This is a genomic window from Massilimicrobiota sp. mt181 (assembly GCF_055420065.1).
This window is the reverse complement of record NZ_JBVAYN010000028.1, coordinates 1-26,883: the sequence shown is the minus strand read 5'-3', so window position 1 is coordinate 26,883 and position 26,883 is coordinate 1. Positions and strand designations below refer to the sequence as shown.

Sequence of the window (26,883 nt, the reverse complement as noted above, 5' to 3'; positions counted from 1 at the left end):
AATATCTTCCATCATAATCCTCCCTATTTACCTTGATTAAAATAATAGTAATATTGTCTTTACCACCATTATCTAATGCAAGTTGAAGTAATCGACAAATCGTTTGATTATCAAAACGATCTAATTCTTTTTTTATATCATTTTCATTAACCATATCTGTTAAACCATCACTACAAATCAAATAAATATCTCCATCATGTAATTTCATATGATTTGTATATGGCTGAATTAACACTTCTTCATCTGAAATTCCAATATTTTGAGTCAATCGATATTTTTTCTTTTGAAAATTAGGTCCATATAGTTTTTCATAGAGTTCTTTTTCAGTATGCTCTTGAAATATTTGTAATAAATGATGGTCTTTCATACAAAAGATTGGACTATCTCCAATATTACATAAAAAAACCTCATCTTTGAAAAAAGTAAGCATACTCGCAGTACTTCCCATATCTGCTTTTACTTCTCTTTTTTTCATATTTACTTGAGCATTAGCAATATGACAAATAGTAATCATATCATCTTTTAAAAATTGTTCATGCAGTTCATAATGGCAACAAATATCAGCACATATAAAAGAAGCTTCTTCTCCGTAAGATAAACCACCCATTCCATCAAAAACACCAAATAACAATGGTTTTTGAGTAGAAACAGATTGTTTTTCTAAACTCATATTTTGATTTTTTAAAACATTTTGAAAAAAATAAAAATTATCTTCATTTTTTTCTCTTATTTTACCTACATTTGTTACAACATAACAATCTATAAAATATCGATTATCCATAGCCATTCTCTCTTTCCTTATATAAGCATTAATTTATCACCATTTTGAACTTGATAATCTGCCAAAAATTTCTTTTCATCCATAACAGTGCCATCTTCATTACAAAGAACTTCTTCATGTGATGTTATATATTCATTCATTGAAATATTTTCAACTGTACTTGCAAGTAACTCAACTAAAGATTGAATTTTTATATGATTTGGAATAAAAACATCATATGATTGACGAATACTTGGCACATATAAACTAATTAATATTTTATCCATTTAGTTTTCCCCTTCAATAACTTCTAAAACTATATCCATATCCTCTAATCTTTGCGATATATGGTCAGTCAATGTATAATGTGCATAAATCAATTCTTCTAAAAAAGAAATTCTACCATCAATATTCTTTTCAATATCTTTTAAAGCATGTAATTGATTTCCAATAAAATACCAAAAATTATAATTTAATCCTTGTATATAATACATATAAGTTTCTAAGTGATTTTGTAATAATTGAATTCTACGCTTTTCTTCTTGTAAATAATCTAGATGACTTTTTAAGCCATCTAGATTAATTTGTAAATGTGACATTATTCTTCACCTATACCTAACGAACCCATAATTGACTGAATATCTCCAAGAGCTTCTTCGATTCCTGAATCTGTTTTTTTCAATGAGCCAAATGCTTCAGTATAAATAGCCTTTATACTATCTACTCTATCTAATGCATTTCTACATCCTTTTATAGCTTCTGAAATTCTTTTCGCATATTCAATACCTTGTGCATCATTCCAAAAACTTGAAATTTCTTGTTCATATCCTTCCAATATAGTTAAATGTCTTTGAATCTGACTAGCATATATATCTAATTGATTGATTTTTGTTTCATAATGTTGTGCTGAATATTTTAAACCCATCATAATTGTATACCTCCTTATAACTTCTTAGCCTTTTCTTTAAATACGTCAATTTTTTCTATATTTTCTTGAATTGTCTTTAATACATCTTGGATAATGTCATCCAAACCTTTTATAACTGCTTTAAATCCTTTTTCAAGTTCAGTCCATCCTTTTTGAAGAACATCATTCACTTCAAGAAACTTTTCTAAAATAGGATCTCCATCCACAGGATCAGAAGCACATAAGTCATTAACTTTTTTCAAAATCGATGAAACTTGAATTAATTCATTTTCTACTTCTGCCTTCCATATTTTTGCCTTTTCTGCATTAAAATCTCTATCATATCCACTTGCCATTTTTATTTCCTCCTTTTACATGTTTCTATGATTATCAATATTCAAAATAATATTGATCATGAAAATTTTCAAGATTTTTTTTAATCTCACTCAAAGCCGATATTTCTAATTCAACTGTTTCCTGATATTCCCTACATAATGGTCCTCCTAAACATTTTGAAATATCGTCTTTATCCACGTTCATTATATTTATGATGTTTTGAATTTCTTGAATTGCTCTCACTAATTCATATTCATTATCATCCATCTTCACCACCTCCTAAAAAATAGATAACTCATCTTCATGATATATCTCTTCTTTTAAAGATCCACATGGCATCTGTAATGAATATATTTTACCACGATATTGCATAATACACTTATTAAATTGAATATCTTTATTCACTTTATAAAATTCAACAGGTAATTCTTGAATTAAATCTTGCTTATCATAATTTCCACCAAATAACATTATTAATTTTTCATTCATAAATTCATTAAAAAATGAATCCATTTTTAATTGTCTTGCATCATTTGGATAAAAATACCCAAGAAAATATATATTATATTTTCTAGCAATCTGAAGATATCCCTTTAGCCCTTTTAAAATCTGTTCATTCGTATGTAAACATATATCTAGAAAACTTTCAAACATTACAAATATTGGTTGTGTATGTTCATACATAAAATCAAACGTCTTTCTTGTGGTAGAAGGATTATTAAAATTCAAATCATTCTCTTGACAATATTTCTCTAACATTTCTTTACGTTTTACTAGTTCAGGAGCTAATTGCTTAAATAAGTCTAATAAATCTTGATCTTCACAGCTATACATTTTAGCATTTTGATATAGTACTAAAGGAATTTCAGAATTCTTAAATATACTGTCTTTTTTCTTTTTTACAATTCTCACATCCATAGCTTCTTTTTGTACTGTATACAAGAAATTTTCTATTATTTTTTCTTTTCCTTTTAAATTTCCAATGTAAATAGCTAATTTAGAAAATTGCCTCAATGGTAGTGCAACTGCTTTAGCATCTAGCAATGAGTAACCTAATGGTATTCTTCCTTTATCAAATGATTCAGCAAAAGTTTCATATCTTTCATCTTCTGGTATTTTGATAAACGACTTGGCTTTTCTTGTATTTTGATATTGCAAACTCATATCTTGAATTTCTTTCTTTAAACAGTTTAGCCTTTTTTCTTCATCAGTATATGGTTTATACATTCCTGCTTGCCATTCTAAAGCCTCATCTTTATAAACAATCAGACCTCTTCCTGGAATAACTGGTGGTTCATATTGACACCTTATTCCAAGTGCTTCACTATAATCATATCTATCTTTCATATGAAAAGTTATACAATCAGTCATTTCTTGTCTAACACGCAATGGTGCTTCATTTAAATGATTAATTGAAATAATAAACTTAATCCCATAATTTATACTTGTTTTAAGCATATCTGATAAATGGTAGACATAATTTTCTCCTACTTTACTTGAACTTAAGCCAGATAGATTATCTATAATAACAATAATAAGTGGTATCTTTTTTCGTTTATTTGCTGTTTCATATGAATCTACACTTAATTTTTTAAATAATTTCTTTCTGTCCTCTATTATTTCTTGAATCAGTTTAAAAAATGATGGTATTTGTTGTTCATCATCTTCAGTTAAAATTTCACCACAGTGTGGCAAGCCTTTAAAAATAGAAAGCAAACGACTTGAATAATCCAATGCATAATAATTAACTTCTTGAGATGTATAATATTTTGATAAAATATATAACATTGACTGAATTAATGTTGTTTTTCCACTTCTTGCATCTCCTACTATCATTAAATGATGCCCATTTTGGAAATCATAATTATAGGGAAGTTGAAATTGTTTTCCAGGATTATCCATCATTCCCAAAGGAACAACTATTTCATTTTCTTTTTTATTTAACGAAAAATCATTAATATCAATTTTATTTACCAAAGGATCCAAACATAATTTTTTTGGTATAATATTTTCTTTCTTTGCAATATCAGATAAATAAGAAACAATAGCCGATAATTGACTCTTCCCACTATTGATACGCTTTATTTTTTCTTTTGCTTCTATAACTGTCTGTCCAAGATGATCAATAAATTGGATACGATTATCCTTTTCATGAATAACTTCTTCCTGTGGTTCATACATAGCTCCACACCACGCTGATTGACCTAATGCAAAATATTCATTATATCCAACCTGCAAATAAAATCGTCCTGTTTCTTTTAGTTCTGCCGCTTCTCCTCGTTTTAACATATCCATACTATCAGATTTATCTTGAACTTTTAAGCAAACTCTAAATTTTGTATTACTTCTTATTTGATCATTAACAACTCCTGATGGTTTTTGTGTTGCAAGAATCAAATGAATTCCTAAACTACGCCCAATTCTTGCAGCACTTATTAGTTGATCCATGAATTCTGGTTGTTGTTGCTTTAACTCAGCAAACTCATCTGCAATAATAAACAGATGTGGTAGAGGTTCATTGACAATTTTTCTTCTATATAGACTTTGATAACTATAGATATCAATAGAAGCTTCTCCTGTTATTTTCTTTACATCATTGAAAACTTTTTGCCTTCTAACAAGCTCACTTTGAATAGACATCAATGATCTTTGAATCATACTACCATCCAAATTAGTCATTGTTCCAACCAGGTGAGGCAAACGAATACCTCTTATCTCATCTTCAAATGCTCCTGCCAATCCTCCTCCTTTATAATCTATGAGAAAGAAAGCCACTTCATCTGGATGATAATTAATTGCTAATGAAAGAATATAAGTAATAATAAATTCACTTTTCCCAGACCCTGTCATTCCAGCAATCAAGCCATGAGGACCTTGATATTTTTGATGTAAATCTAATTCAAACAATGATCCATCTGTTCCAATTCCTATGGGTGTTGTTAATGTATTTACAGGATTATTTTCTTTCCATCTTTGACTAGAATTCAAATGTTCTATTCTACCCACACCAAACATTTCTAAAAAAGTAAACATCTTTGGTAATGTATAAACTTCATTAACTATTTTAAGATATGTATTAGAAATTTTTTTCATTGAATCTTCTAATTGATGAATATCGATATTATCAAGATGGAATGATATATCATTTTTATCTAGTTCTTTAATATGTACAATTTGATTATTATCTTGTGAATGAATTTGGAATATTTTACTGCATTCTTTTGGTAAATCATTAAAAGCAGTTATGATAGAAACACCTATATTCGATTCTTTTTGCATAATATCTTTCAGTATACCCATACTATCAAAAATTTTCTTATTGAGAGCAAATATCATATAATAAGATCTTTCTTTTAAAATCTGATCTAATTTTCTATTTCCTTTTAAATCTTCTTCAATTTCACTTTTTAAAAATTCACCAAGTTGAAAAGCTTCTGAAGCATTTGTTGCAATAAAACGTATTGTTTTTTGATTATTCCATAAATGTGGTAGATAAGGTAAATAAAATTTTTTCATAATATCTTTATTCAAATCATTTTCATCTGCCAGAATCATAATTTTAACTTCATCATAACTATGTGTCATGACAATCTGTGCTATTAATCTTTCAACAAACATTATAGAACATAATTGATTTCCTGAAATACCACTCACATAATCATCTTTAAAAGAATTCATAATTGGTACATTTTCCAACAAAATTTTTTTAAAAATAAGATTATACATTTCATTCTCTAATTCGTCTTCTTCTAAATCAAACCTTTCTTCTTGATAACGGTATTTTGCTAATAAAGGAATATTACCTGTACCAACTCTAATATTTAAAAAATCATCATCAATATTTCTTCGTTCCCATAAACGTTTTTTATTATTGATATATTCTAAGACTTCATTTATTGAAGGATAGTTGTATTTCATAACTTGTTCTTCTTTTCTTTTTTCCTCTAGAATTTCCTGTTCCTTTTTTCTTAAATATGATGAATATTTTTTGACACGTTTTTCTTCATACTCCTTTTTTTGATTTTCAGAATATTTAGAATTAAGCATTGGAAAAATAAGCGAACTTAAGACAGATAAAATATTTCCTGTCAATAAACTTTGACCACCCATAGCCATTGAACCACCCATTCTCAGCATTAATGGAATTTGATTATTATTTAATGACATAGGTGGTGATTCAATACATATTTCATTTTCCTTAATAGCTAATCGTCTTCTAGGTAATCTATTAAATAATTCAAAAGAAATAGGTTTATTCTTTAAAGAAGTCCCTGCCCAATGAAAAGCATCAACAGGTATTAAATCATTTGAAGTCATCATAATATTTGAATTCATATTTATAGCAAGAAAATCTATTCCAATAACGATTTTTACACCCATCACATAAATGATATCGCCTATTTTCAATTTTGCTTGTTGAATCCTCTTTTGATTTACAAACGTTCCATTCATACTTTGAAGATCTGTAACTTCCCAATGACCATGAGAATAAGATAAATTCAAATGATATCTTGAAACCGAAGGATGTGCAACCACAATCGAATTATCTGCTTTTCTTCCTAAGGAAAAAACACATTCCTGAGAAGCTACTTTATATTTTTTTAAGTATGTATGAAACTCTTCTCCTTCTACAAATATATATATTTTTTCTTGATGATAATCCTCTAATTTATAGATAATATTTTCTTGAAGAACAACACGTTCTTGTCCATCACATAATTTAAAATTATTATTACCTTTCAAAACCCATTGTTCATTACATCCCTCTATAGCAACTATTTCTTCTTTTGATATATTTCCTTCATCTTTCAACCAAAATTGTCCTTGAATTTTACTCGGTAAAACCATAGAGGAAAGATAATTATTTCTTAACAAAAGTACAATCATCCCATCTATCCCTCCCTCATTAAATGCTATATATTTATATGTAAACTCTTTCAGTACATTTTGTCAAGTTGTTTTAAAATTTCTTAGAAATCAAAAAAGAGAATAGATTGACTCCATTCTCTTATTGATTTTATTGAATTTCACTATGATATTCTTGTAAGGATTTCACTGCATGACTACCATGAATCTTCATTTCCATAATTCCTTCTAGTGCAGCTTTCGCTGCAGCAATGTTTGTCATATATGGAATTCTCATCTTAATTGCTGTTTTTCTGATATAACTATCATCATGAGCACTTTGCTTACCATGAGGTGTATTGATGACCATAGCAAGTTCACCATTTGTCAGAGCATCTGTGATATTTGGACGACCTTCATTTAATTTTTTAATCTTTTCAACAGGCACTCCTGCTTCATGGATTAAAGCATATGTATTTCCAGTTGCTACAATTGTAAATCCAGCATCATAGTATCCTTTAGCAAGTTCAACAACTTGTGGTTTATCCATATCATTGACACTGATTAAAACTTTTCCTTCAGTTGGTAAGATTGTTTGTGTCGCTTCTTCAGCTTTATAGATAGCTGCTCCAAATGAACTTCCTAATCCTAATACTTCACCTGTTGATCTCATTTCTGGTCCTAAGATTGGGTCAACTTCTGGGAACATATTGAATGGGAATACAGCTTGTTTAACACCAACATGTGGAATTTTCTTTTCCGTTAATTTTGGTACTGGTGATTCTCTACCCGTTAATTCCATTGTCACAATATCAGTTGCAATTTTGACCATGTTAATATTACATACTTTTGATACTAAAGGAACTGTACGTGAAGCTCTTGGATTGGCTTCAAGAACATAAACTTTATCATCAGCAATCGCATATTGCATGTTCATAAGTCCACGAACATTCATTTCTTTCGCAATTTTCTTTGTGTATTCTTTAATTGTTTCCAAATGTCTCATTGGAATATGTTTAGAAGGTAAGATACATGCTGAATCTCCAGAGTGAATACCAGCTAATTCGATATGTTCCATAACAGCTGGAACGAAAACATTTGTTCCATCACTGATTGCATCTGCTTCACATTCCATTGCATTATTTAAGAATCTGTCAATTAAGATTGGACGATCTGGTGTGACACCAACAGCCGCAGCCATATATTCTTTTAAGCTGTCATCATCATAGACAACTTCCATTCCACGTCCACCTAAGACATAAGAAGGTCTTACCATTAATGGATAACCAATTCTTTTAGCAATGTCTAAAGCTTCTTCAACATTGACAGCCATTCCTGATTCTGGCATAGGAATTCCTAATTTTTCCATCATTTCATTGAATAAATCTCTATCTTCTGCCATATCAATTGTTTCCGGTGTTGTTCCTAAAATGTGCACACCATTTGCTTTTAATTGAGAAGCTAAGTTTAGTGGTGTCTGTCCACCAAATTGAGCAATCACACCAACTGGTTTTTCTTTATCATGAATACTTAATACATCTTCTAATGTTAATGGTTCAAAATATAATTTATCAGAAGTATCATAATCCGTAGAAACTGTTTCTGGATTACAGTTGACAATAATTGTTTCAAATCCCAATTTCTTTAAAGCCAATGAAGCATGAACACAGCAATAGTCAAATTCAATACCTTGACCAATTCTGTTTGGTCCTCCACCTAAAATCATAATTTTTTTCTTATCATGATGAATATCACTATGATCTTTCGCATTATATGTAGAATAGTAATATGCACTATCTTTTGTTCCACTGACATGAACTGGTTCCCAAGCTTGAGTAATACCATTAGCAATTCTTTCATTTCTGATACTATCTTCAGAAACATTTAAAATCTGACTTAAATATTTATCAGAGAAACCATCTTGTTTAGCTTGTCTTAAAACATCTACTGGCAGTTCTTTTCCAGCATATGATTTTAACATTTCTTCTTCATCAACTAATTCTTTCATTTGTTCAATGAAATAATGTTTAATACTTGTTAATTCATATAATTCTTCAACAGTAGCTCCTTTACGTAATGCTTCATACATGATGAATTGTCTTTGACTTGTAGGAATGGTTAATTTTTCTAATAATTGTTCTTTTGTTAATTCATTGAAGTTTTTCGCATATCCTAAACCATATTGCCCAATTTCAAGAGAACGAATTGCTTTTTGGAAAGCTTCTTTATAAGTTTTACCAATACTCATGACTTCCCCAACAGCTTTCATCTGTGTTCCTAATTTATCCTGTGCACCCTTGAATTTTTCAAAAGCCCATCTTGCAAATTTAATAACAACATAGTCACCATCTGGTACATATTTATCTAAAGTTCCATATTTTCCACATGGAATTTCATCTAAAGTTAAACCAGCAGCTAGCATAGCCGAAACAAGGGCAATAGGGAAACCTGTTGCTTTTGAAGCCAAAGCACTAGAACGTGAAGTTCTTGGATTGATTTCAATAACAACAATTCTATCAGTTTGAGGGTCATGTGCAAACTGCACATTTGTTCCCCCAATAACACCAATAGATTCAACAATTCTAAAAGCCTGATCTTTTAAACGATCTTGTACCTCTTGAGAAATTGTCAACATTGGCGCACTACAGAAAGAATCTCCAGTATGCACACCTAATGGATCAATGTTTTCAATAAAACATACAGTAATCATATTATTTTTAGCATCTCTGACAACTTCTACTTCCAATTCTTCCCATCCAAGAATAGATTCTTCAATCAAACATTCATGAACAAGACTTGCCTGTAAACCACGAGAAACAACTGTTTTTAATTCTTCAACATTATAAACAAGTCCTCCTCCGGCACCACCCATTGTATAAGCAGGTCTGACAACAACAGGATATCCTAATTTATCAGCAATCGCTAAAGCTTCCTCAACTGTGTTGGCAATTTCACTTCTTGCCATATCAATACCAAGTTCATTCATTGCTTTTTTAAATTCTAAACGGTCTTCTCCACGTTCAATTGCATCAACCTGAACACCTAGAACTTTGACATTATACTTATCTAAGACACCAGCATTGTGTAATTCAGCACATAGGTTTAATGCTGATTGTCCACCTAAGTTAGGCAATAAGGCATCTGGTCTTTCTTTTTCAATAATTTGTGTTAATCTTTTTAAATTCAATGGTTCAATATAAGTCACATCAGCAGTTTCTGGATCTGTCATGATTGTTGCTGGATTGGAATTAACTAAAACAATCTTGTATCCTAAACTTCTCAATGCTTTACATGCCTGTGTTCCAGAATAATCAAATTCACAAGCCTGACCAATAATAATAGGTCCTGAACCAATAACTAATACAGTGTTTACATCATCTCTTTTTGGCATATCTTTTCCTCCTTACTCACAAAAAAGACATATCCAATGATATGTCTTATTACAAATATAAAAAATGAGAAAAAGAAGACTTTGGTGAAACAGCTATCTGATCAGTTGTTTTGAAACCAAAATCCATCATTTTTCTCATTCCTTTCCTCATCTTTAAAGTATATATTTTTATACTTATACATTCAAGAAAATGATAAATAATACTCAATGAAATAATATATTATTAATTAATTCTCTTAATATCATACCCCTGTTTTGCAAAAGTATCGATAATTTTTTGAATATGCTTTTCTCCATTTGTTTCACAAGTTACACGTAATTCCACTTCAGAGAAACGTGCAAAATTCTTAAACTGATTATGTTCTACACCAATGACATTTGCATTGCATTGTGCCAAAACATGAGAAACATATTCCAATTCACCAGGTTTATCTAATAACTGCACAGTAAACGTAAAGACACGCCCTCTAGCAATCAATCCTTTATTAATCATTGAAGAAATTGTCAAAACATCAATATTTCCACCACTAATCAAAGATACAACTTTCTTATTCTTTTCATTTAATTTCTTCAATGCTGCCAAAGATAAGATCCCTGAATTTTCAGCAACCAGCTTATGCTTTTCAACAAGCAATAAGAACGCATCCATCAATTCATAATCAGAAACTGTAATAATACCATCAACATATTCTTTAATATAATCAAAAGTTAAATCTCCAATTTCTTTCACTGCAGTTCCATCCGCAATTGTATTTGCTTCTTTTAAAGCCACAACCTGATCTTCATTAATAGCTGCCAAAGCACTGGCTGCTCCTTCTGGTTCTACCCCTATAATCTTAATTGTTGGCTTGATTTGTTTAGCGGCACAGGCAATACCTGAAATCAATCCGCCACCACCAATTGGTACCAAGATAATATCTGCCTCAGGTAATTCATCAAGAATTTCTAATGCGATTGTTCCTTGTCCTTCAATAACATCCTCATCATTAAATGGATGAACAAAAGTATATCCATGTTCCTTTTGTAAATCACAAGCTTTCTGATAAGCTTCATCATACACCTCACCAGCTAACACAACCTCAGCTCCATGAGCTTCTGTTGCTTCTACTTTAATAAGAGGTGTATGTTTAGGCATCACAATTGTGGCCTTTACACCTAATTTAGAAGCAGCATATGCCACCCCTTGAGCATGGTTTCCAGCCGAAGAGGCAATTAAACCTTTAGCTTTCGCTTCATCATCCATTTTAATAATCTTATTGTAAGCCCCTCTAATTTTAAAAGCACCTGTTCTCTGTAAATTTTCTGGTTTGATATAAACCTGATTTTTACATTCCTTTGAAAAAGCTTCACTATATATTAAGGGAGTAGGAATAATGACTTCATCAACTCTCTTTTTTGCTTCTTGAAAATGCTTTAAATCTAACATATTGAATCTCCCTTCTTTTTCGTGTATTTTTCAACCATTATAGCACAACTCATGATAGATTTGAACTTATTTTTTTCATATTCATAAATACTATGCAGATGATTTAGTTAAATGCAAATTTATAAACCAAAAAAATCAATGATTTCATCAATACTTACAGGTCTATATTCATGAGCATCTACCCCTACATCATATCTATAGACACCTTCTTCTCGCATTTTTAAATTATAGCTACTATCATTATGTTGATGTCCATGTAAATGAATAGAACCTCTAAAAGAATGATTCCACTCTAAAAAAGGATAATGCGATAAAACAAAAAACTTCTTCTGATACTTTAATTCCTTATAGTCACAGATTTCTTCAAATAAACATTCATCATATTTTTTATCATGATTTCCCCTCACCAATATTTTTCTTCCATTTAACTTTGAAATCATTTGATTGGCTTCATCTAGAGACAATTTCATTGTTAAATCTCCTAAGATATAAATAAAATCATTCTTTTTTACAAACTGGTTCCAGTTTTGAATCAATGCTCTATTCATATCATCAACATTTTGAAATGGTCTATGACATAAACGTAAAGCATTTTGATGTCCTAAATGTAAATCACTTGTAAAATAAATCATTTAATCACCTCCCAAATCTCTTTTGATTATTATAAGAATAAGTCATTTAAATCCTGAAGATATTTGAAGATAATGAACAAGCAACCCTGTGGTTGCTTATTTAAACTGATTCAGTTGTTCATCATAGATATAATCAATCTTTTGTAAAGTTTGGATAATCTCATCCTGTGAAATATCTAAATCATCACATAAAGATGCTAGTGAATCATACTGGTCTCTAAGTTTCATATTAATAAAACTTAATAACATAGCTGGATCTTTTGGTAACATTAGTATTCAACTCCTTCATAGATTTGAGATAATATATATGCAATACCATCTTCATTGTTTGATTTTGTCACAACTTTTGCACGATCTTGAACTTCTTTCACTGCATTCCCCATTGCAACACCAAGCCCTGCATAAGAAATCATACTTAAATCATTATAACCATCACCAAAAGCCATCACTTCTTCTTGTTGAATACCTAAACTTTTAGCTAGACGATCTAATGATGCTGCTTTATCTATATTTTGTGCCATAGCTTCTAAAAAGAATGGAGCACTACGATAAATACTTAATTGATTTCCATAAGGTTGTTTAAACTCTTCTTCAATGCTGGCAACATAATCTGGTTCTCCAGTCATCAGAACTTTATAGATTGGATCTTCTAAGATATCAAGAAAAAAATCTACTTTTTTCTTTTTGATGTCATTAATTCTTGCTTCTTCACATACATACTGATCATCAATATTTTCTGTATAAATCATATCATTTTTATATGTCATGGAAACAAGATGAAATTGATTAGCGCGTAAATAAATATCTTTTGCCTCTTCTACACTTAATGTCTGTTCATAAATCACTTGACCAGTTTTAGCATCAGTGACTCTTGCTCCATTAAACGATAATAAATAGCCCTCATATTGATCTAATAGAAGCTCTTTAGCTTCATGTCTCAGCCCTGCAGTTGGTCTTCCTGAAGCTAACACAAGTTTTACACCTTGCTTTTGTACTTGAATTAAAGCTTCTTTTGTTTTCTTAGTTATCTGATTATTAGAATTCTTTAATGTTCCATCTAAATCTAATGCAATTAATTTATATTTCATCATAACCTCCTGTTTTTTACTATCTTATATAATTTTATTTATTTTGTCTATATACTATTTTCTATCATATTCACATATTTTCTCATTATATATGTTGTATAATAAAGTAACTGGAGGGATGAAAATGAATCTTAAAAATCAATTAAGGAATCAGATGATTGTTTTAACAATACTATCATTTTGTATATTTCTCTTTTTCTTCTTTCGTATCAATGTTTATATTTATACATATATCTTTCGTATAATCTATACAATTGTTGCGATAGGGGTTATGTTGATACAATGGTTTTTTTATTTTTCTAAAAACAAAAAAATACCTGCTATTCAGGCTTGGCTAGAAAAATTCTTGGCAGAGCATCCAGATATCCAACATCTTCAATCTTTATCTTATGCCACAACATATGCTCAAAAACGTATTTTTGCTTTAGTGGTCTATTATTTCTGTTTAAATATCATAACTATTATTTTTACCTATTGTATCTGTATGCGTATTATTTTTGATTTCTCTTTAAGTATGATTTTCTTGCTATTTGTAGTTTGTGTGTTAATTATCGTCTTATTATATGCATACATCTATGTACGTATTGAAAAAACATATTATCAGACGTATTTATATCAGGATTGCAAACTTTATATTCAAATGACTTATCATCTTTGTCAAATTCCTATCTTTCAAAAAGCCATTTTAAATTATAACACTCTCATGAATGTTTCATCTGCTTTAGGAAGATTAGGTTATCCACAAGATGCTTATAATTTCTTACTTTTATGGAAACAAAAAGTCAAAAGACTTCCAGTTCTTACAAAACTCTATTATTATGAACATTGTATTGCTCATTTATCCATGATGCAGGATCTTGAAAAATTTGAAGATGCCTATGAAAAGTTTCAAAATCTTTACCAAAGTTATCCACGTTTACATCAAAGAGAAAATGTCAAAAATTTAATCTTGATTGTTTCTCTTTATAACGCCTATATTCATCAACAATACGAAGATATTCTTCAACTTGAAAAACAGCTTCCTTCCTCTTGTCATACACCTCAAGTTGATATCATTTTAAATTGGGCACATGAAAAAGCTTAACTGATCATCAGTTAAGCTTTTTCAATAGATTCTCTAATTGTTTTAAAAAATAATCCTTATCTTCTTTTGTTTGTTTAGATGGACCTTTAATATGTTTCCCACTTCTTCTTTGATGGGCTCCAATATAGCGCCTCAATAGAAGTTCATCAATATTTTGTGATGTGATTTCTAATCCTGATACATGTAAGACATAAGCTTTTTTGCCTAATGCCAAAGCCGCTAATCCATAATCCTGCGTAATCAGAAGATCTCCTTGTCTTAAATCAGATAATATGCACATATCAACGCTATCTCTTCCTATTTCACATTCAACCACATGATAAGGAACATCTTTAAGAAGATGGGCATAATCAATATAGACATACATCTCTATCTGATACTTTTTTGCAAGTCTATAGATATCATCTTTATAAGGAGTGGCATCCCCATCTACAAATAATCTCATGCTATATGCAATGCTAAAATCATCACAATTGCTAAGATACCACCAATCAAACCACCAATATGTCCTGTCTTAGAAATATTGCGATCAACAAATGTATAAATCAGATTGATGACAATAATATAAATAGAACTTTCTAACAGAGACATAAATGGTCCACCTAGGATTAATCCTAATGCAATAATAGCACCAAAGAATCCATAGACAACACCACTGGCACCAATTGTCAACGTCTGATAATAACGTGATGAAACTTGTGATGCACTATAACTTAATAATGAACTCAATAACATAGATATAATAATCAAATATAAATAAGGAATTGTTCCTAACCAAGCTTCTAAAACATGTCCAATCTGATAAAGCGCATATGCATTCATAAGAAAATGAAGAAATTCTGCATGGATGAAATGACATGTTATAAAACGCCAGTATTGATGACGTTCCTGAATATAAGGAGGATAAAATCCTCCTAATCTTAACGCACAGCTCCATCTATCATCATGTTGTATAAACTGAATATAAATATAAACAATTGCACAAATCAAAACATAAATATTAGTTATCATCTTCTACCTCTATAACTGTGATTGTTCGAATCACTTTTGTTGTATTTCCATCTTTATCAGTAACAGTATACGTAATATCATAAGTTCCTGGTATCTGGTTATCAACTTGTCCAGTGATAATGATACGTGAAGTGATATCTCCTTCAATATCATCGGTTGCAGTCACACCTTCTTTTAAATCAATATTTTGACCGACCTGAATTTCCATATTATCGACACCTTTAATTTCTGGTGGAACCTGATTCTTTTCAATTACAATTTTTACTCTTAAAGAACTAGATTGATTTCCATGCTGATCTTCAACAATAATTCTTTCAATCTGCGTTCCTTCTATTTCAAATGATTTTGATTCACTTTTTTCGTGTGTTTTTTCATCATAGAAATAAACTTTTGTTTCAGAGTGATCTTCAACATTTTGAATCAAGTCTTTTGCATAAAGTGTTTCACCTAATTGAACATGCCATTCAACTTTTTTCAGTTGAAACCTAGGTTTAATCGTGTCTTCTACCACAATTTGAAAATATTGTGTTTCATCAAAATATGTAATAGATGCCTGATAAGATCCAACTTCTTTAGAAACATGAGATAAATCTAACTTGACATTTTCTAGGACTGAATGATTTGCATTCACATATTCACTCACATCGGTAGGAATATCTTGACCATATTGGAATGTAAAGACATTTCTTTTTAATTTGATAGGTGATATCGTTAAAGCAAGATAAATAAGGATTGCATCAATAAGTATAAAAAAACTTAAAACTGAAACAATGATCTTATTTTGCATGATATACACCTCCCTAGATATTATTATACCATTTCTATATGAAATTTTTGTGTCTAAACACTTATTTTTTTACTCAAAAAGAAGGAATACTATCCTTCTAATCTTGATAAAACCTTTTCTTTTCCTAATAAAACAATAGACTTCGCAAGATCAGGTCCATGCATAATACCCGTTGTCGCAATACGAATAGGCATATATAACATTTTTCCTCTTGCTTTGGCTTCTTTTTGTGTTGCTTTGATACATGCAAAGACATGATCTTCATCAAATTCTTCAGCTGATAATTGTGCCAAATGAGATTTGAAAACAGCTAAAGTATGAGGAATCGCTTCATCTTTCATAAATTCTTTGGCTTCATCACTCATATGCATTTCATCTTCAAAAAATAAAGCCACCTGTTCTACAATTTCTTCTCCATAAGTTATATGATCTTTATGAACATCAATCAGTTTTCTAACCCATTCATCACTCTTATCTGATAAATCATAAGCTTTCTGTAAGAATGGTAAACATAACTCAACAAGTTCATCTAAAGATTTTTCTTTTAGATACTGGCTATTCATCCATTTTAATTTATCCATATCAAAAATAGCACCAGATTTAGAAATACGATCTACACTAAATTCCTGAATTAGTTCGTCCAATGTAAATAATTCTTTATCTCCTTTTGGAGACCATCCTAATAAAGCAATATAATTTAAAATAGCTTCACTTAAAAATCCCTTTGAAATCAAATCCTGATAAGATGCATCTCCATTACGTTTACTTAATTTATGTGTTTCATCTTTCATAACTGGTGGACAGTGAATATAAACTGGTGGTTCCCATCCAAAAGCCTGATAAATTAAATTATATTTAGGTGTAGAAGATAAATACTCATTTCCTCTAACAACATGTGTAATATTCATCAAATGATCATCAACAATATTCGCAAAGTTATATGTTGGATAACCATCACTTTTTAATAATACACCTTCTGATAATCCGGCATTTTCAACTTCAATATGTCCATAAACTTCATCTTCAAAAGAAGTGATTCCACTACTAGGAATTGTTTGTCTTACAACATATTTTTCACCATTCGCAATTCTTTGTCTGGCTTCTTCTAATGAAAGAGATTTACAAGGATCAATATATCCTAATTCTTCATGATCCGCATTTTCTTTTTTCGCTTCTTCAATTGTTTCTTCGTCACAGAAACAATAATGTGCACCACCCAATTCAACTAATTTATCAGCATATTCCTTATAAATAGGTAATCTCTGTGATTGAATATATGGCCCAACATCTCCTGGTTTATCAGGTCCTTCATCATAATGCAAACCTGTTTTATCCAGTACATCATAAATCATATCGACAGCTCCAGCCACTTCTCTTTGCTGGTCTGTATCTTCAATTCTTAAAATAAAATCCCCACCATCATGTTTTGCAATTAAATATTCATACAATGCCGTTCTTAAATTTCCAATGTGCATATACCCTGTTGGACTTGGGGCAAATCTTGTTCTTACTTTACTCATATGTCTATCCTTTCTTATTTAATAATACAACGCTTTGAGCAACAATACCTTCTTTTCTACCTACAAATCCCATTTTTTCTCCTCTTGTTGCCTTAATATTCACCTGTGTGATGTCACAATGAAGAACACGTGCAACATTTTCACGCATACTATTGATATGTGGTGCCATTTTAGGCTCCTCGCATAAAATCAAGCTATCAATATTTCCAATTTCATAGCCTTCTTCGACCATCATCTGATATGTATACTCCAATAAGACCATTGATGATATTCCCTTATACTTTGCATCTGTATCCGGGAAATGTTTACCAATATCTCCTAATCCCATAGCTCCAATAATACTTTCAATAATCGCATGCAATAAGACATCAGCATCACTATGACCTTTTAAACCTTTTTCATAAGGAATATGGACTCCACCTAAAATAAGTGGTCTGTCTTCAACTAACTGATGAATATCAATAGATTGCCCTATTCTCATCATTTTCATCACCCTTTCTGCCATATTCTAGCACAAATAAGCCCAATATACAAAACTATATCTATGGAAACTGTTTTATATTTTTCAAAAATATGGTAAACTAAAGCATATATTAAAGCAAGAGAGGTTCGACATATGGATAACAATAAAGAAGTAGTGAGTAAAAATTTTATTGAAAGAATTATAGATAAGGATTTAGAGGAAGGAACATATACAAAAGTTGCAACAAGATTCCCTCCAGAACCAAATGGTTATTTACATATTGGTCATGCGAAATCCATCTTATTAAATTATGGTCTGGCAAAGAAATATAATGGAACTTTTAACTTACGTTTTGATGATACCAATCCAACAAAAGAAAAAACAGAATTTGTTGATTCTATTATTAAAGATGTTGAATGGTTAGGTGCCCATTATGACGGAGATGTCAAATTTGCTTCTGATTACTTCCAAGATATGTATGAAGCAGCTGTAAAACTGATTAAAAAAGGAAAAGCCTATGTTTGTGATTTAACACCAGAACAAATTAAAGAATATCGTGGAACTTTAACTGAACCTGGTCAAAACTCTCCTTATCGTGATCGTAGCATTGAAGAAAATCTTGATTTATTTGAAAGAATGAAAAATGGCGAATTTGAAGATGGAAGCAAAGTGCTTCGTGCTAAAATTGATATGGCTTCTCCTAATATTAATATGCGTGATCCTATCATCTATCGTATTGCTAGAATGACACATCATAATACAGGTGATCAATGGTGCATTTATCCAATGTATGACTTTGCACACCCAATTGAAGATGCCATTGAACATATTACACATTCTATCTGTACGTTAGAATTTGAAGATCATCGTCCTTTATATGACTGGGTTGTTCGTGAACTAGAATATCCTGAACCACCAAAACAGATTGAATTCGCCAAACTTTATTTGACAAATGTTATTACAGGTAAACGCTATATCAAACGTTTAGTTGATCAGGGAATCGTTGATGGATGGGATGATCCTCGTTTAGTCACAATTGCCGCTTTAAGAAGAAGAGGATTTACTCCTGAATCTTTAAAGAACTTTATGGAATTAGTAGGTGTTGCGAAAAGTAATTCATCTGTAGATTATGCAATGCTTGAATATTGTATTCGTGATGATTTAAAGCCAAAAGCACCACGTGTTATGGCTGTTCTTGATCCAATCAAACTTGTCATTGACAATTATCCTGAAGATCAGGTTGAATATTTAGAAGCACAAGTGAACATGGAAAATCCTGAATTAGGTGTTAAACAAATTCCTTTCTGCAAAGAATTATGGATTGATCGTGATGATTTCATGGAAGAACCACCTAAAAAGTATTTCCGCTTGTTTCCAGGAAACGAAGTGCGTTTAATGAATGCTTACTTTGTAAAATGTGTTGGATTTGAAAAAGATGAAGATGGAAAAATCACAGTTGTCCATTGTACTTATGATCCAATCACAAAAAACGGAACTGGATTTACTGGTAGAAAAGTTAAAGGAACAATTCATTGGGTTCCTATTCCATTTGCTAAAAAGGTCACTGCAAGACTTTATGAAAATCTTGTTGATGAAGAAAAAGGTGTTTATAACGAAGATGGATCAGTCAATTTAAATCCAAATTCTTTAACTGTTATTGATAACTGTTATATTGAACCTTCTATTGAAGAAGCTAAACCTGGAGATTCATTCCAGTTTGTCAGAAACGGATATTTCTGTGTGGATACAAAGGATTCAACAGAAGATCATCTTGTTTTCAATAGAATTGTTTCACTGAAAAGTTCATTTAAATTACCAAAGAAGTAAGATGGGGTTACCCATCTTTTTTATATACTTTCTGATATATTCTTTGCATCTGTAAATCCGTCAAAGCCATACGATCAGCACATTCTCTAAGTTCTTCACAGATTTCCTGAGGGACATCATCTTGATTTTTATATAAGATTTCATGTTCTAAACTGGCCCAAAAATCCATTGCAATTGTTCGCATTTGAATTTCTACAGGAAGTTTCATTTTTCCTGTCTTCAAATAAATAGGTACTTCCACAACCAAATGTAAAGAACGATATCCTGTCTCTTTAGGATAATCAATATAATTCATTTTCTTTATTAAACGGATATCATCATGCATGACTAATAATTGTGAAATATATTGAATATCATTGATGTAATGACAGACAACTCTAAGACCCGCTATATCATGAAGTTTCTTTAAAGAATCTTTTTGACATAAATAATGTTTACGTTCAAGTTTTTCTAAAATACTTTCTGGAGATTTAATACGTGATTGAATATTATGAATAGGACTATATCCATTTTCGCATCTCAATTCATCATCAATACCTGCCAGCTTCATTTTCATCACTTCAATAGCCTGTCGATAAGGCTGCATCATTTTTCTAAACATCTTATAATCTTCTAATTCTTCTTTTAAATTCATCATATCACCAATCATGATTATAGCTAACATTCATAAAAAAATTATCTTATCATTATGTGAAAAAAATGAAACAGAGACTAACTCTGTTTCATCATATAATCAGTTAAATTCAAACCATTTTTCATAGCATATAAAGCATGATCTTTATCATTGATATTTTTGACTTTGTCTTCTAATATAATAGCAATATATTTCGCATCGTCATCTAAGGTTAATGGCCAAAAGAAGTAAAACTTTTTCCCATCTTTGAAATAAAATTCAAAATCTGCAATATAGACTTCATAAGCAATAGGACTTCCCATATTCATATACTTACGATTTGTATAAATATTGACTTTTTCAATGTCTTCATAACGATAATAATACATTAACTTTTCATCTTTCCCAAGTAAAACTGCAATAAAATATTTAAGATTACTATACCATCCCTTAAATTGATAATAACGAATACCATCTCTTAAAAACTCAACAGATTGATCTAAAGAGTTATCTAACATAGATGAAGATGTTTGACGATAAGCCAATCCAATAGATGTTATCATCAAAAAGATGAACCAAATCAAAAATGAAATGATTATTACCCATATTTCTCCAATTTCACGAACTGTCCAATAGGTCATTGCTCCTGCTAAAAAAGCAGAACTACCTGATGCATAAATCATTTGTCTTTTTGCCCATGATTTGGTTAACTTTCTTCCTAATGATACAGTATTTGTTGTTTTTTGCATTCCTAATTTCCAGTGATGTGTTTCTTCCTCAATATCCTGTAATGCTGGAATGAGTGGTAAATCTTTATCGTGATAGTTATCTACCGCTTTTTTCACTTCTTTCATACTTTCAATTTGATTATCGAGATGAATCTGATTAATTCTTAAACATTCATGAAAATCAACTTCACCACTTAATATACCTTTGACATCATCAATTGAAATATTCAACCCTCTTAAAAACTTGACAAGTCTTAATGTTTGCAGATCTTCTTCGCTATAATTACGATAGCCATTATCATCTCTTTGTGGTGTAATCAAACCTTCTTTTTCATAATAACGAATCGTATGCTTTGTTAATCCCAATTCTCTTTCTAAATCGCTTGTTTTCATATATTTTCCCTTCCTTCTACTATCATTGAACACTATAGAGTCACTTTACAGTCAAGAGTTTTTTTGATTTGATTGAAGTTTTTTCACTTTCTATGACAATGTGATAAAATAATATTATAGAAAACATAGAAAGGAGAAAAAACTTATGAAAATTTTATTATGTTGTAAAGCTGGCGTGACTTCTAATATGTTTGCCTCAGCATTAAAAGATGAAGCTTCAAAAAAAGATATGGAAGTTGTCATTTGGGCTACTGCTGAAACAATGATTGAATATTCTATCGAACAGGCTGATTTGATTTTAGTGACACCTCAGCTGAAAAGCTCTGTATCAAAATTTGAAGATCTTGCCAAAGCAGGAACGCCAGTTATTTTAATTAGTGACGATGACTTTGTACAATTCAATGCTAAAAAAGTTTTAGAAGAAGCTATAGCTCAATTACAATCATAATATATGATCAGCTGGAAAAATAATTCCAGCTTTTCTTCTGGCTTTTGTCAGAATTTCACAAACTATTAAGCTATGTTCTAACATCTGATAACAACGCTGATAATCACGTTTTTGATACATCTCTACAAAAGCTATGAATTCATCATACATGTTATGAGGATGCTGAGTATCTGGAACTTTATGCACTTGACCATCATTTTTAATAACCTGAAAAGAACGGAGACTACTCACAGGTGTATCTATACACAAACATCCCTGATCACCTTGTATCGTACTGATAGATGGCGATTGACAATCTTTGGCTCCAATGCATACACATTGAAAATCAGGATATTCTAAAATCAGAATACCAGAAGTATCAATATGATGTTCGATATGCGGATAATAATGAACATCAAGAGGTTGACCAAATAAGCCAACTACAAAATGAATATTATAAACATTTAAGTCCATCAAAGCTCCACCGGATTTTTGATAGTCAAAAACAGGTAAAATATGTCCTTTTTGAAAAGCATCATAACGTGATGAATATTGAGAAAAATGGCATTGAATAATCTTGATATTTCCTAGTTCTAAAAGAGAGTCTTTTATGTGTTGATAATGAGGTAAATACTGATTTGTAATAGCTTCCCACATGAAAACATGATTTTGCAACGCTATCGCTTGTAATTGTAAAGCTTCTTCATATGTTGAAGTCAATGGCTTTTCAACAATGACATGTTTATGATGTTGTATGGCTTGTTTTGCAAATGCGAAATGCAAATGATTAGGAACAGCAATATAAATTGTATCGACTTCCTGATCATCCAATAAATCCTGATAATTTGTTGAATAACGCTGAAATGAATGTTTTGTACATAATGTTTTGAGTTTTTCTTCACTACGAAGTGTTCCTGATATATGGATCAATTGAATGGCTTTGATTTCATGAATAAAAGATAACAATTCATCAACAATCTTACCACTTCCAACAATTCCTAGTCTCATAAATATTCTCCTATTTCTTTTGAGCAGCAACCAATAACATCATAGGTCTACGCATTTCATCTTTCATTCCATCTAAATCCATCATCTCTAAAGGTGGTTTTGCTTCTATGACATGTTCTATAGAAAAGCCATTATTGACAAGTGTTTCCAAATATGTTGTCAAGGTACGATGATATTTCACTACTTTTTCTCCTAGAAAAAGAGCTTCACGTTGTCCTTCTTCATAATAATGGTCTACTGGGAAATGAAGGATGTTTCCATTTTCATCATAATACCAATCCTGTGTTCCATAAGCTGTAAATACGGGATGTTCTACAGAAAAGACAAAATCTCCACCCTTTTTCAGCCATTTTGAAATGTGTGATATCAATTCTTCATAATCTTTCACATAATGAAAAGCCAATGAACTCAATATAACATCAAAACTTTCACTATCAAGCTTAAGATCTTCCATAGCCATTTGTCGATATTCAATACGTTCATGGGAATGCTTTTGTTTGGCTATTTCTAACATACGTTTTGAAATATCTATTCCTAAGACATATTGAGCCTGATGTTCTATAGCATATTGACAATACCAACCATATCCACAGCCTAAATCCAAAACTTTTTTATCACAAAAATCTGGTAACAGCTTTTGCATGTCATGCCATTCTCCTGCTCCTTGAAGCCCATAGATAGAACGGTTCATTTCGCCGTATTTTTTAAAAAACTTTTCATCATCATATCTATTCTCTTTCATGAACAAACCTCATTTCTATTTATATCTTAGCACACCTCATAAAAAAGCATATGCATTTCACATATGCTATCATTCTTTTGTTGATAACGATGCTCTTATGTATGATTTGACTTTCTTTAAATCAAAATCACATAAAATAGGTAATGCTTCTACCAATTCTTCTGGTGGAAGATTCCACCACTCCCATTTCAACAACAATGCAATCATTTCATCATCAAATCTTTTTCTAATCAATCTGGCTGGATGACCTCCCACAACAGTATATGGCTCAACATCCTTGGTCACAACACTTTCAGCTGCAATAATGGCACCATCACCAATATGAACACCTGGCATAATGACACAATGGCGACCAAACCAGACATCATTTCCAATCACTATGTCTCCTTTAAATGGCAATTGAGATAAATGTTCAGGAACTCTTTTTGCCCATTCTCCACCCATCACCGCAAAAGGATAAGTGGAGACACTATTTATACGATGATTAGCAGAACCCATTATAAATTGTGTTCCTGAAGCAATTGAACAAAACTTTCCAATAATCAAACGATCTCCAAATTCTGGATAGTTAAATAGAATATTATTTTTTTCAAAATGTATAGCATCTTCATCATCATAATATGTATAATCACCAATCTGCACATTCTTCGCTTGAACAACATTTTGAATAAAACAAGATGTTAAATATTCATTCGCAAACAATGCATGAGGATCTGGTATTTTCATTTCTTAAACTCCTTTCAATCAATTCTTATCAATCACATCCTTCCCATCTCTTTCTACCACTGCTATTGCTTTTTTCATGCGAATTGTTTCCATCTAATCACTCCTTATGTTATATATCATATCATTATCTTTACATGGATGGAAAAATTTTTCCCACATTTCTCATGATTTTCATTATATTTGTGATAAAAAAATTTCTATTCCTTTTCTTGCCATATTTATTTGCCAAAAAATCATTATAATCATAGTTGATGATAGATATAGTGAGGTGAGAGTTTATGGATGTTTTTTTAAAAGAATGTCATTATGAAATATTGTATTACTGGTTTAAAAATCATATCCCAGTTACTTTAAAAGAATCAAAGAATAAATGGGCCCATTCTTTATCAGGTTCTTTTGAAAAATATCATATTGATATATCATTTTATAAAAATGGGGTCATTGAAGAAACCATCAATGATTTAACAAATGGCGATGTTATTTATTACATTCATTTCTTATTCTTAAATTTTTACCAAAGTACCAAAATTCTCAAAGATTTTCTAGGTTATCTTCAATCATTGATGAGCCCTCAAATCAAAATTATGATTTGCTGTAGTTGTGGTTTGACATCTTCTTTATTTGCGGAAAATCTACAGGAAAACTTTCAAAAACAACATATCAATGCCTCGATTGAGGCCTGTGATATTAACACTATACAAAATAGACCTCAAGATTATGAGTTAATCTTATTAACTCCACAAGTGCATTATTATAAACCTCAATTACTTCAACTTATCCATAAACCTATTGTGACAATACCAACAACAGATTTTGCATGTCATAATTACGGCAACATTATATCTATCATAGATTCTTATTTATCCAGGGAGGTAGAACTATGAATATTTTATTAGTTTGTTCAGCTGGTATGTCTACAAGCTTGCTTGTAACAAGAATGCTAGATTATGCCAAAGAGAAAAATATACAAGTCAATATTGAAGCACATCCTGTAGGAGAAGTAGAAAGTTATGGGCAAGATGCTGATGTTATTTTATTAGGACCACAAGTGCGTTTCCAACTTTCAAATGTCAAAAAGCTTTTTCCAAATAAACCTGTTGAGGTTATTGATATGCGTGATTATGGGATGATGGATGGAAAGAAAGTTTTGACACATGTCTTAAAAATTACGAAATCATAAAGGAGAAAATCAGCTATGAAAAAAATACTTTTAGCCTGCAACGCAGGAATGTCTACCAGTTTGCTTGTGTCTAATATGCAAAAATATGCCAAAGAAATTGGTGAAGATGTTATGATTGAAGCTATGCCTATTACTCAGGCAGAAAAATCATGGAAAGATTGGGACATTATCCTTTTAGGTCCACAAGTTCGCCATGTTATTGGGAAATTAAAAGAGATTGTTCAAGGTCAAATTCCTGTTGTTGTAATCGATATGCGCGATTATGGATTAATGAATGGAAAAAACGTATTAAATGCTGCTTTAAAAGAGTTATCTGAATAATTTGTTATTATATTCTTCATAAGTAAAAGAAGCCACCCGGCTCAATGTCGTCAATTTAACGACATTGTGCCAAGTGGCTTCTTTTTGTGTTAACCCATATAATGATCAAAACGATTTTGAAGATTCTTCTCATAATCACGATTGAAATAACTGGCATAAATACAATCAAGTAAATATTGCAGTGAGATACGTGATGAAAAGGATGCTATCTTCTCTTCAGAATCTTCATACGGAGAAAAATACAGATGATAATCTACTTCTGTAGCAAAAGGAATATTAATGGTTGATGAAATTAAAATCATTGTCACTCCCTTTTCTTTAAGTTGTTTAACAATGTCTTCCATTTGTGGTGTTCGACCAGCATAACTGATTAACATTGCGACATCACCTTTTTGACAAGAGTGAGCATACCAATGCTGATAAAACCTTTCTGTTGCAACATCTACGCGTACACCTAACTCCAACATATTTTGTTGGAAGCATTCAGCCATAAAATAATTACCAATAGAAGGAAAGACAATGATATGATGTGCATTGTATAATGCCTGGATAACTTTTAAGAAAACATCCAAATCTACCAATTCCATTGTTGATTGAATCGTCTGATCATATAAAGAATGCATTTTATCCATAATTTGATGATGTGTATCAAATCGATCAAACGGGTA

General features: G+C 30.8%; 29 protein-coding genes. 6 read left to right on the top strand and 23 right to left on the bottom strand.

Annotation, left to right across the window (positions count from 1 at the left end; translation table 11 throughout):
* The 12 genes from ACZYT4_RS12290 to ACZYT4_RS12235 form a co-directional block, all read right to left on the bottom strand.
* The coding region (locus ACZYT4_RS12290) for a PP2C family protein-serine/threonine phosphatase (RefSeq protein ID WP_463786188.1) at positions 1-781 on the bottom strand (781 nt) is incomplete at its 3' end.
* Between the two features lie 17 nt (positions 782-798).
* Positions 799-1,047 (bottom strand): EsaB/YukD family protein, encoded by a 249-nt coding sequence (locus tag ACZYT4_RS12285; protein ID WP_205090823.1) that lies wholly within the window; start codon positions 1,045-1,047, stop codon positions 799-801.
* Positions 1,048-1,359, bottom strand: coding sequence for a hypothetical protein (locus ACZYT4_RS12280; protein ID WP_463786185.1), 312 nt, complete (start codon positions 1,357-1,359; stop codon positions 1,048-1,050).
* The gene (locus tag ACZYT4_RS12275; RefSeq protein WP_205090827.1) at positions 1,359-1,688 is read right to left on the bottom strand and encodes a hypothetical protein; all 330 of its coding nucleotides are present in this window, start codon (positions 1,686-1,688) and stop codon (positions 1,359-1,361) included. The genes ACZYT4_RS12280 and ACZYT4_RS12275 overlap by 1 nt, the downstream gene beginning before the upstream one ends.
* 14 nt (positions 1,689-1,702) lie before the next feature.
* Positions 1,703-2,023 (bottom strand): hypothetical protein, encoded by a 321-nt coding sequence (locus ACZYT4_RS12270; protein ID WP_463786182.1) that lies wholly within the window; start codon positions 2,021-2,023, stop codon positions 1,703-1,705.
* Between the two features lie 34 nt (positions 2,024-2,057).
* Entirely contained in the window at positions 2,058-2,270 is a 213-nt protein-coding gene (locus ACZYT4_RS12265; protein ID WP_463786179.1) for a hypothetical protein, read from the bottom strand.
* A gap of 12 nt (positions 2,271-2,282) precedes the next feature.
* Positions 2,283-6,890: a type VII secretion protein EssC gene (gene essC / locus ACZYT4_RS12260; protein ID WP_463786177.1), complete on the bottom strand. Its 4,608-nt coding sequence runs from the start codon at positions 6,888-6,890 to the stop codon at positions 2,283-2,285.
* A 130-nt stretch (positions 6,891-7,020) separates the two neighbouring features.
* Positions 7,021-10,239: a carbamoyl-phosphate synthase large subunit gene (carB, locus tag ACZYT4_RS12255; protein ID WP_463786173.1), complete on the bottom strand. Its 3,219-nt coding sequence runs from the start codon at positions 10,237-10,239 to the stop codon at positions 7,021-7,023.
* Positions 10,240-10,462: 223 nt separating this feature from the next.
* Positions 10,463-11,665 carry a threonine ammonia-lyase gene (gene ilvA, locus ACZYT4_RS12250; RefSeq protein ID WP_463786170.1) on the bottom strand — a complete coding sequence of 401 codons (1,203 nt, stop codon included), beginning with the start codon at positions 11,663-11,665 and terminating at the stop codon, positions 10,463-10,465.
* A gap of 119 nt (positions 11,666-11,784) precedes the next feature.
* Positions 11,785-12,297: a metallophosphoesterase gene (locus tag ACZYT4_RS12245; protein ID WP_463786168.1), complete on the bottom strand. Its 513-nt coding sequence runs from the start codon at positions 12,295-12,297 to the stop codon at positions 11,785-11,787.
* 96 nt (positions 12,298-12,393) lie between these two features.
* Positions 12,394-12,567, bottom strand: a complete 174-nt coding sequence (locus ACZYT4_RS12240; RefSeq protein ID WP_463786166.1) for a DUF4250 domain-containing protein — start codon at positions 12,565-12,567, stop codon at positions 12,394-12,396.
* Positions 12,567-13,385 carry a Cof-type HAD-IIB family hydrolase gene (locus tag ACZYT4_RS12235; protein WP_463786164.1) on the bottom strand — a complete coding sequence of 273 codons (819 nt, stop codon included), beginning with the start codon at positions 13,383-13,385 and terminating at the stop codon, positions 12,567-12,569. Before ACZYT4_RS12235 ends, ACZYT4_RS12240 begins: the two co-directional genes overlap by 1 nt.
* 124 nt (positions 13,386-13,509) lie before the next feature.
* Between ACZYT4_RS12235 and ACZYT4_RS12230 the strand changes: the two genes are divergently transcribed.
* Positions 13,510-14,469: a hypothetical protein gene (locus ACZYT4_RS12230; protein WP_463786160.1), complete on the top strand. Its 960-nt coding sequence runs from the start codon at positions 13,510-13,512 to the stop codon at positions 14,467-14,469.
* Positions 14,470-14,476: 7 nt separating this feature from the next.
* Here the strand turns inward: ACZYT4_RS12230 and ACZYT4_RS12225 are convergent, their stop codons facing one another.
* The 5 genes from ACZYT4_RS12225 to ispF all read right to left on the bottom strand — a co-directional run bounded on the left by ACZYT4_RS12225 (position 14,477) and on the right by ispF (position 18,271).
* The gene (locus ACZYT4_RS12225) at positions 14,477-14,914 is read right to left on the bottom strand and encodes a YaiI/YqxD family protein (protein ID WP_463786158.1); all 438 of its coding nucleotides are present in this window, start codon (positions 14,912-14,914) and stop codon (positions 14,477-14,479) included.
* The gene (locus ACZYT4_RS12220) at positions 14,911-15,480 is read right to left on the bottom strand and encodes a rhomboid family intramembrane serine protease (RefSeq protein WP_463786156.1); all 570 of its coding nucleotides are present in this window, start codon (positions 15,478-15,480) and stop codon (positions 14,911-14,913) included. Before ACZYT4_RS12220 ends, ACZYT4_RS12225 begins: the two co-directional genes overlap by 4 nt.
* The gene (locus ACZYT4_RS12215) at positions 15,470-16,267 is read right to left on the bottom strand and encodes a DUF5011 domain-containing protein (RefSeq protein WP_463786154.1); all 798 of its coding nucleotides are present in this window, start codon (positions 16,265-16,267) and stop codon (positions 15,470-15,472) included. Before ACZYT4_RS12215 ends, ACZYT4_RS12220 begins: the two co-directional genes overlap by 11 nt.
* Before the next feature lie 89 nt (positions 16,268-16,356).
* Positions 16,357-17,787, bottom strand: coding sequence for a glutamate--tRNA ligase (gltX, locus tag ACZYT4_RS12210; RefSeq protein ID WP_463786151.1), 1,431 nt, complete (start codon positions 17,785-17,787; stop codon positions 16,357-16,359).
* Positions 17,788-17,791: 4 nt separating this feature from the next.
* Positions 17,792-18,271, bottom strand: a complete 480-nt coding sequence (gene ispF, locus ACZYT4_RS12205; RefSeq protein ID WP_463786148.1) for a 2-C-methyl-D-erythritol 2,4-cyclodiphosphate synthase — start codon at positions 18,269-18,271, stop codon at positions 17,792-17,794.
* Positions 18,272-18,403: 132 nt separating this feature from the next.
* Between ispF and ACZYT4_RS12200 the strand changes: the two genes are divergently transcribed.
* On the top strand, positions 18,404-20,077 hold the full coding sequence (locus ACZYT4_RS12200; protein WP_463786146.1) for a glutamine--tRNA ligase/YqeY domain fusion protein: 1,674 nt from the start codon (positions 18,404-18,406) through the stop codon (positions 20,075-20,077).
* A 7-nt stretch (positions 20,078-20,084) separates the two neighbouring features.
* On the opposite strand, the gene ACZYT4_RS12195 is transcribed toward ACZYT4_RS12200, so the two are convergent.
* Both ACZYT4_RS12195 and ACZYT4_RS12190 read right to left on the bottom strand, forming a co-directional pair.
* Positions 20,085-20,711 (bottom strand): GTP pyrophosphokinase, encoded by a 627-nt coding sequence (locus ACZYT4_RS12195; protein WP_463786144.1) that lies wholly within the window; start codon positions 20,709-20,711, stop codon positions 20,085-20,087.
* A gap of 77 nt (positions 20,712-20,788) precedes the next feature.
* The gene (locus ACZYT4_RS12190) at positions 20,789-21,811 is read right to left on the bottom strand and encodes a MerR family transcriptional regulator (RefSeq protein WP_463786141.1); all 1,023 of its coding nucleotides are present in this window, start codon (positions 21,809-21,811) and stop codon (positions 20,789-20,791) included.
* A gap of 145 nt (positions 21,812-21,956) precedes the next feature.
* On the opposite strand from ACZYT4_RS12190, the gene ACZYT4_RS12185 reads away from it, so the two are divergent.
* Positions 21,957-22,259 (top strand): PTS sugar transporter subunit IIB, encoded by a 303-nt coding sequence (locus tag ACZYT4_RS12185; RefSeq protein ID WP_463786137.1) that lies wholly within the window; start codon positions 21,957-21,959, stop codon positions 22,257-22,259.
* On the opposite strand, the gene ACZYT4_RS12180 is transcribed toward ACZYT4_RS12185, so the two are convergent.
* From ACZYT4_RS12180 to ACZYT4_RS12170, 3 genes are all read right to left on the bottom strand, one after another.
* Positions 22,254-23,246, bottom strand: coding sequence for a Gfo/Idh/MocA family protein (locus ACZYT4_RS12180; RefSeq protein ID WP_463786133.1), 993 nt, complete (start codon positions 23,244-23,246; stop codon positions 22,254-22,256). The genes ACZYT4_RS12185 and ACZYT4_RS12180 overlap by 6 nt on opposite strands.
* Positions 23,247-23,256: 10 nt before the next feature.
* A complete protein-coding gene (locus ACZYT4_RS12175; RefSeq protein ID WP_463786132.1) occupies positions 23,257-23,988 on the bottom strand; it encodes a class I SAM-dependent methyltransferase in 732 nt (243 codons plus the stop codon).
* Positions 23,989-24,057: 69 nt separating this feature from the next.
* Complete coding sequence (locus tag ACZYT4_RS12170; protein ID WP_463786130.1) at positions 24,058-24,714, bottom strand: CatB-related O-acetyltransferase; 657 nt, start codon at positions 24,712-24,714, stop codon at positions 24,058-24,060.
* Positions 24,715-24,992: 278 nt separating this feature from the next.
* Between ACZYT4_RS12170 and ACZYT4_RS12165 the strand changes: the two genes are divergently transcribed.
* The 3 genes from ACZYT4_RS12165 to ACZYT4_RS12155 are packed head-to-tail and all read left to right on the top strand — an operon-like array spanning position 24,993 to position 26,215.
* Positions 24,993-25,598 (top strand): PTS sugar transporter subunit IIB, encoded by a 606-nt coding sequence (locus tag ACZYT4_RS12165; RefSeq protein WP_463786127.1) that lies wholly within the window; start codon positions 24,993-24,995, stop codon positions 25,596-25,598.
* Positions 25,595-25,894: a PTS sugar transporter subunit IIB gene (locus ACZYT4_RS12160; protein ID WP_463786125.1), complete on the top strand. Its 300-nt coding sequence runs from the start codon at positions 25,595-25,597 to the stop codon at positions 25,892-25,894. The genes ACZYT4_RS12165 and ACZYT4_RS12160 overlap by 4 nt, the downstream gene beginning before the upstream one ends.
* A gap of 15 nt (positions 25,895-25,909) precedes the next feature.
* On the top strand, positions 25,910-26,215 hold the full coding sequence (locus ACZYT4_RS12155) for a PTS sugar transporter subunit IIB (RefSeq protein ID WP_463786123.1): 306 nt from the start codon (positions 25,910-25,912) through the stop codon (positions 26,213-26,215).
* An 89-nt stretch (positions 26,216-26,304) separates the two neighbouring features.
* On the opposite strand, the gene ACZYT4_RS12150 is transcribed toward ACZYT4_RS12155, so the two are convergent.
* The coding region (locus ACZYT4_RS12150; RefSeq protein ID WP_463786120.1) for a MurR/RpiR family transcriptional regulator at positions 26,305-26,883 on the bottom strand (579 nt) is incomplete at its 5' end.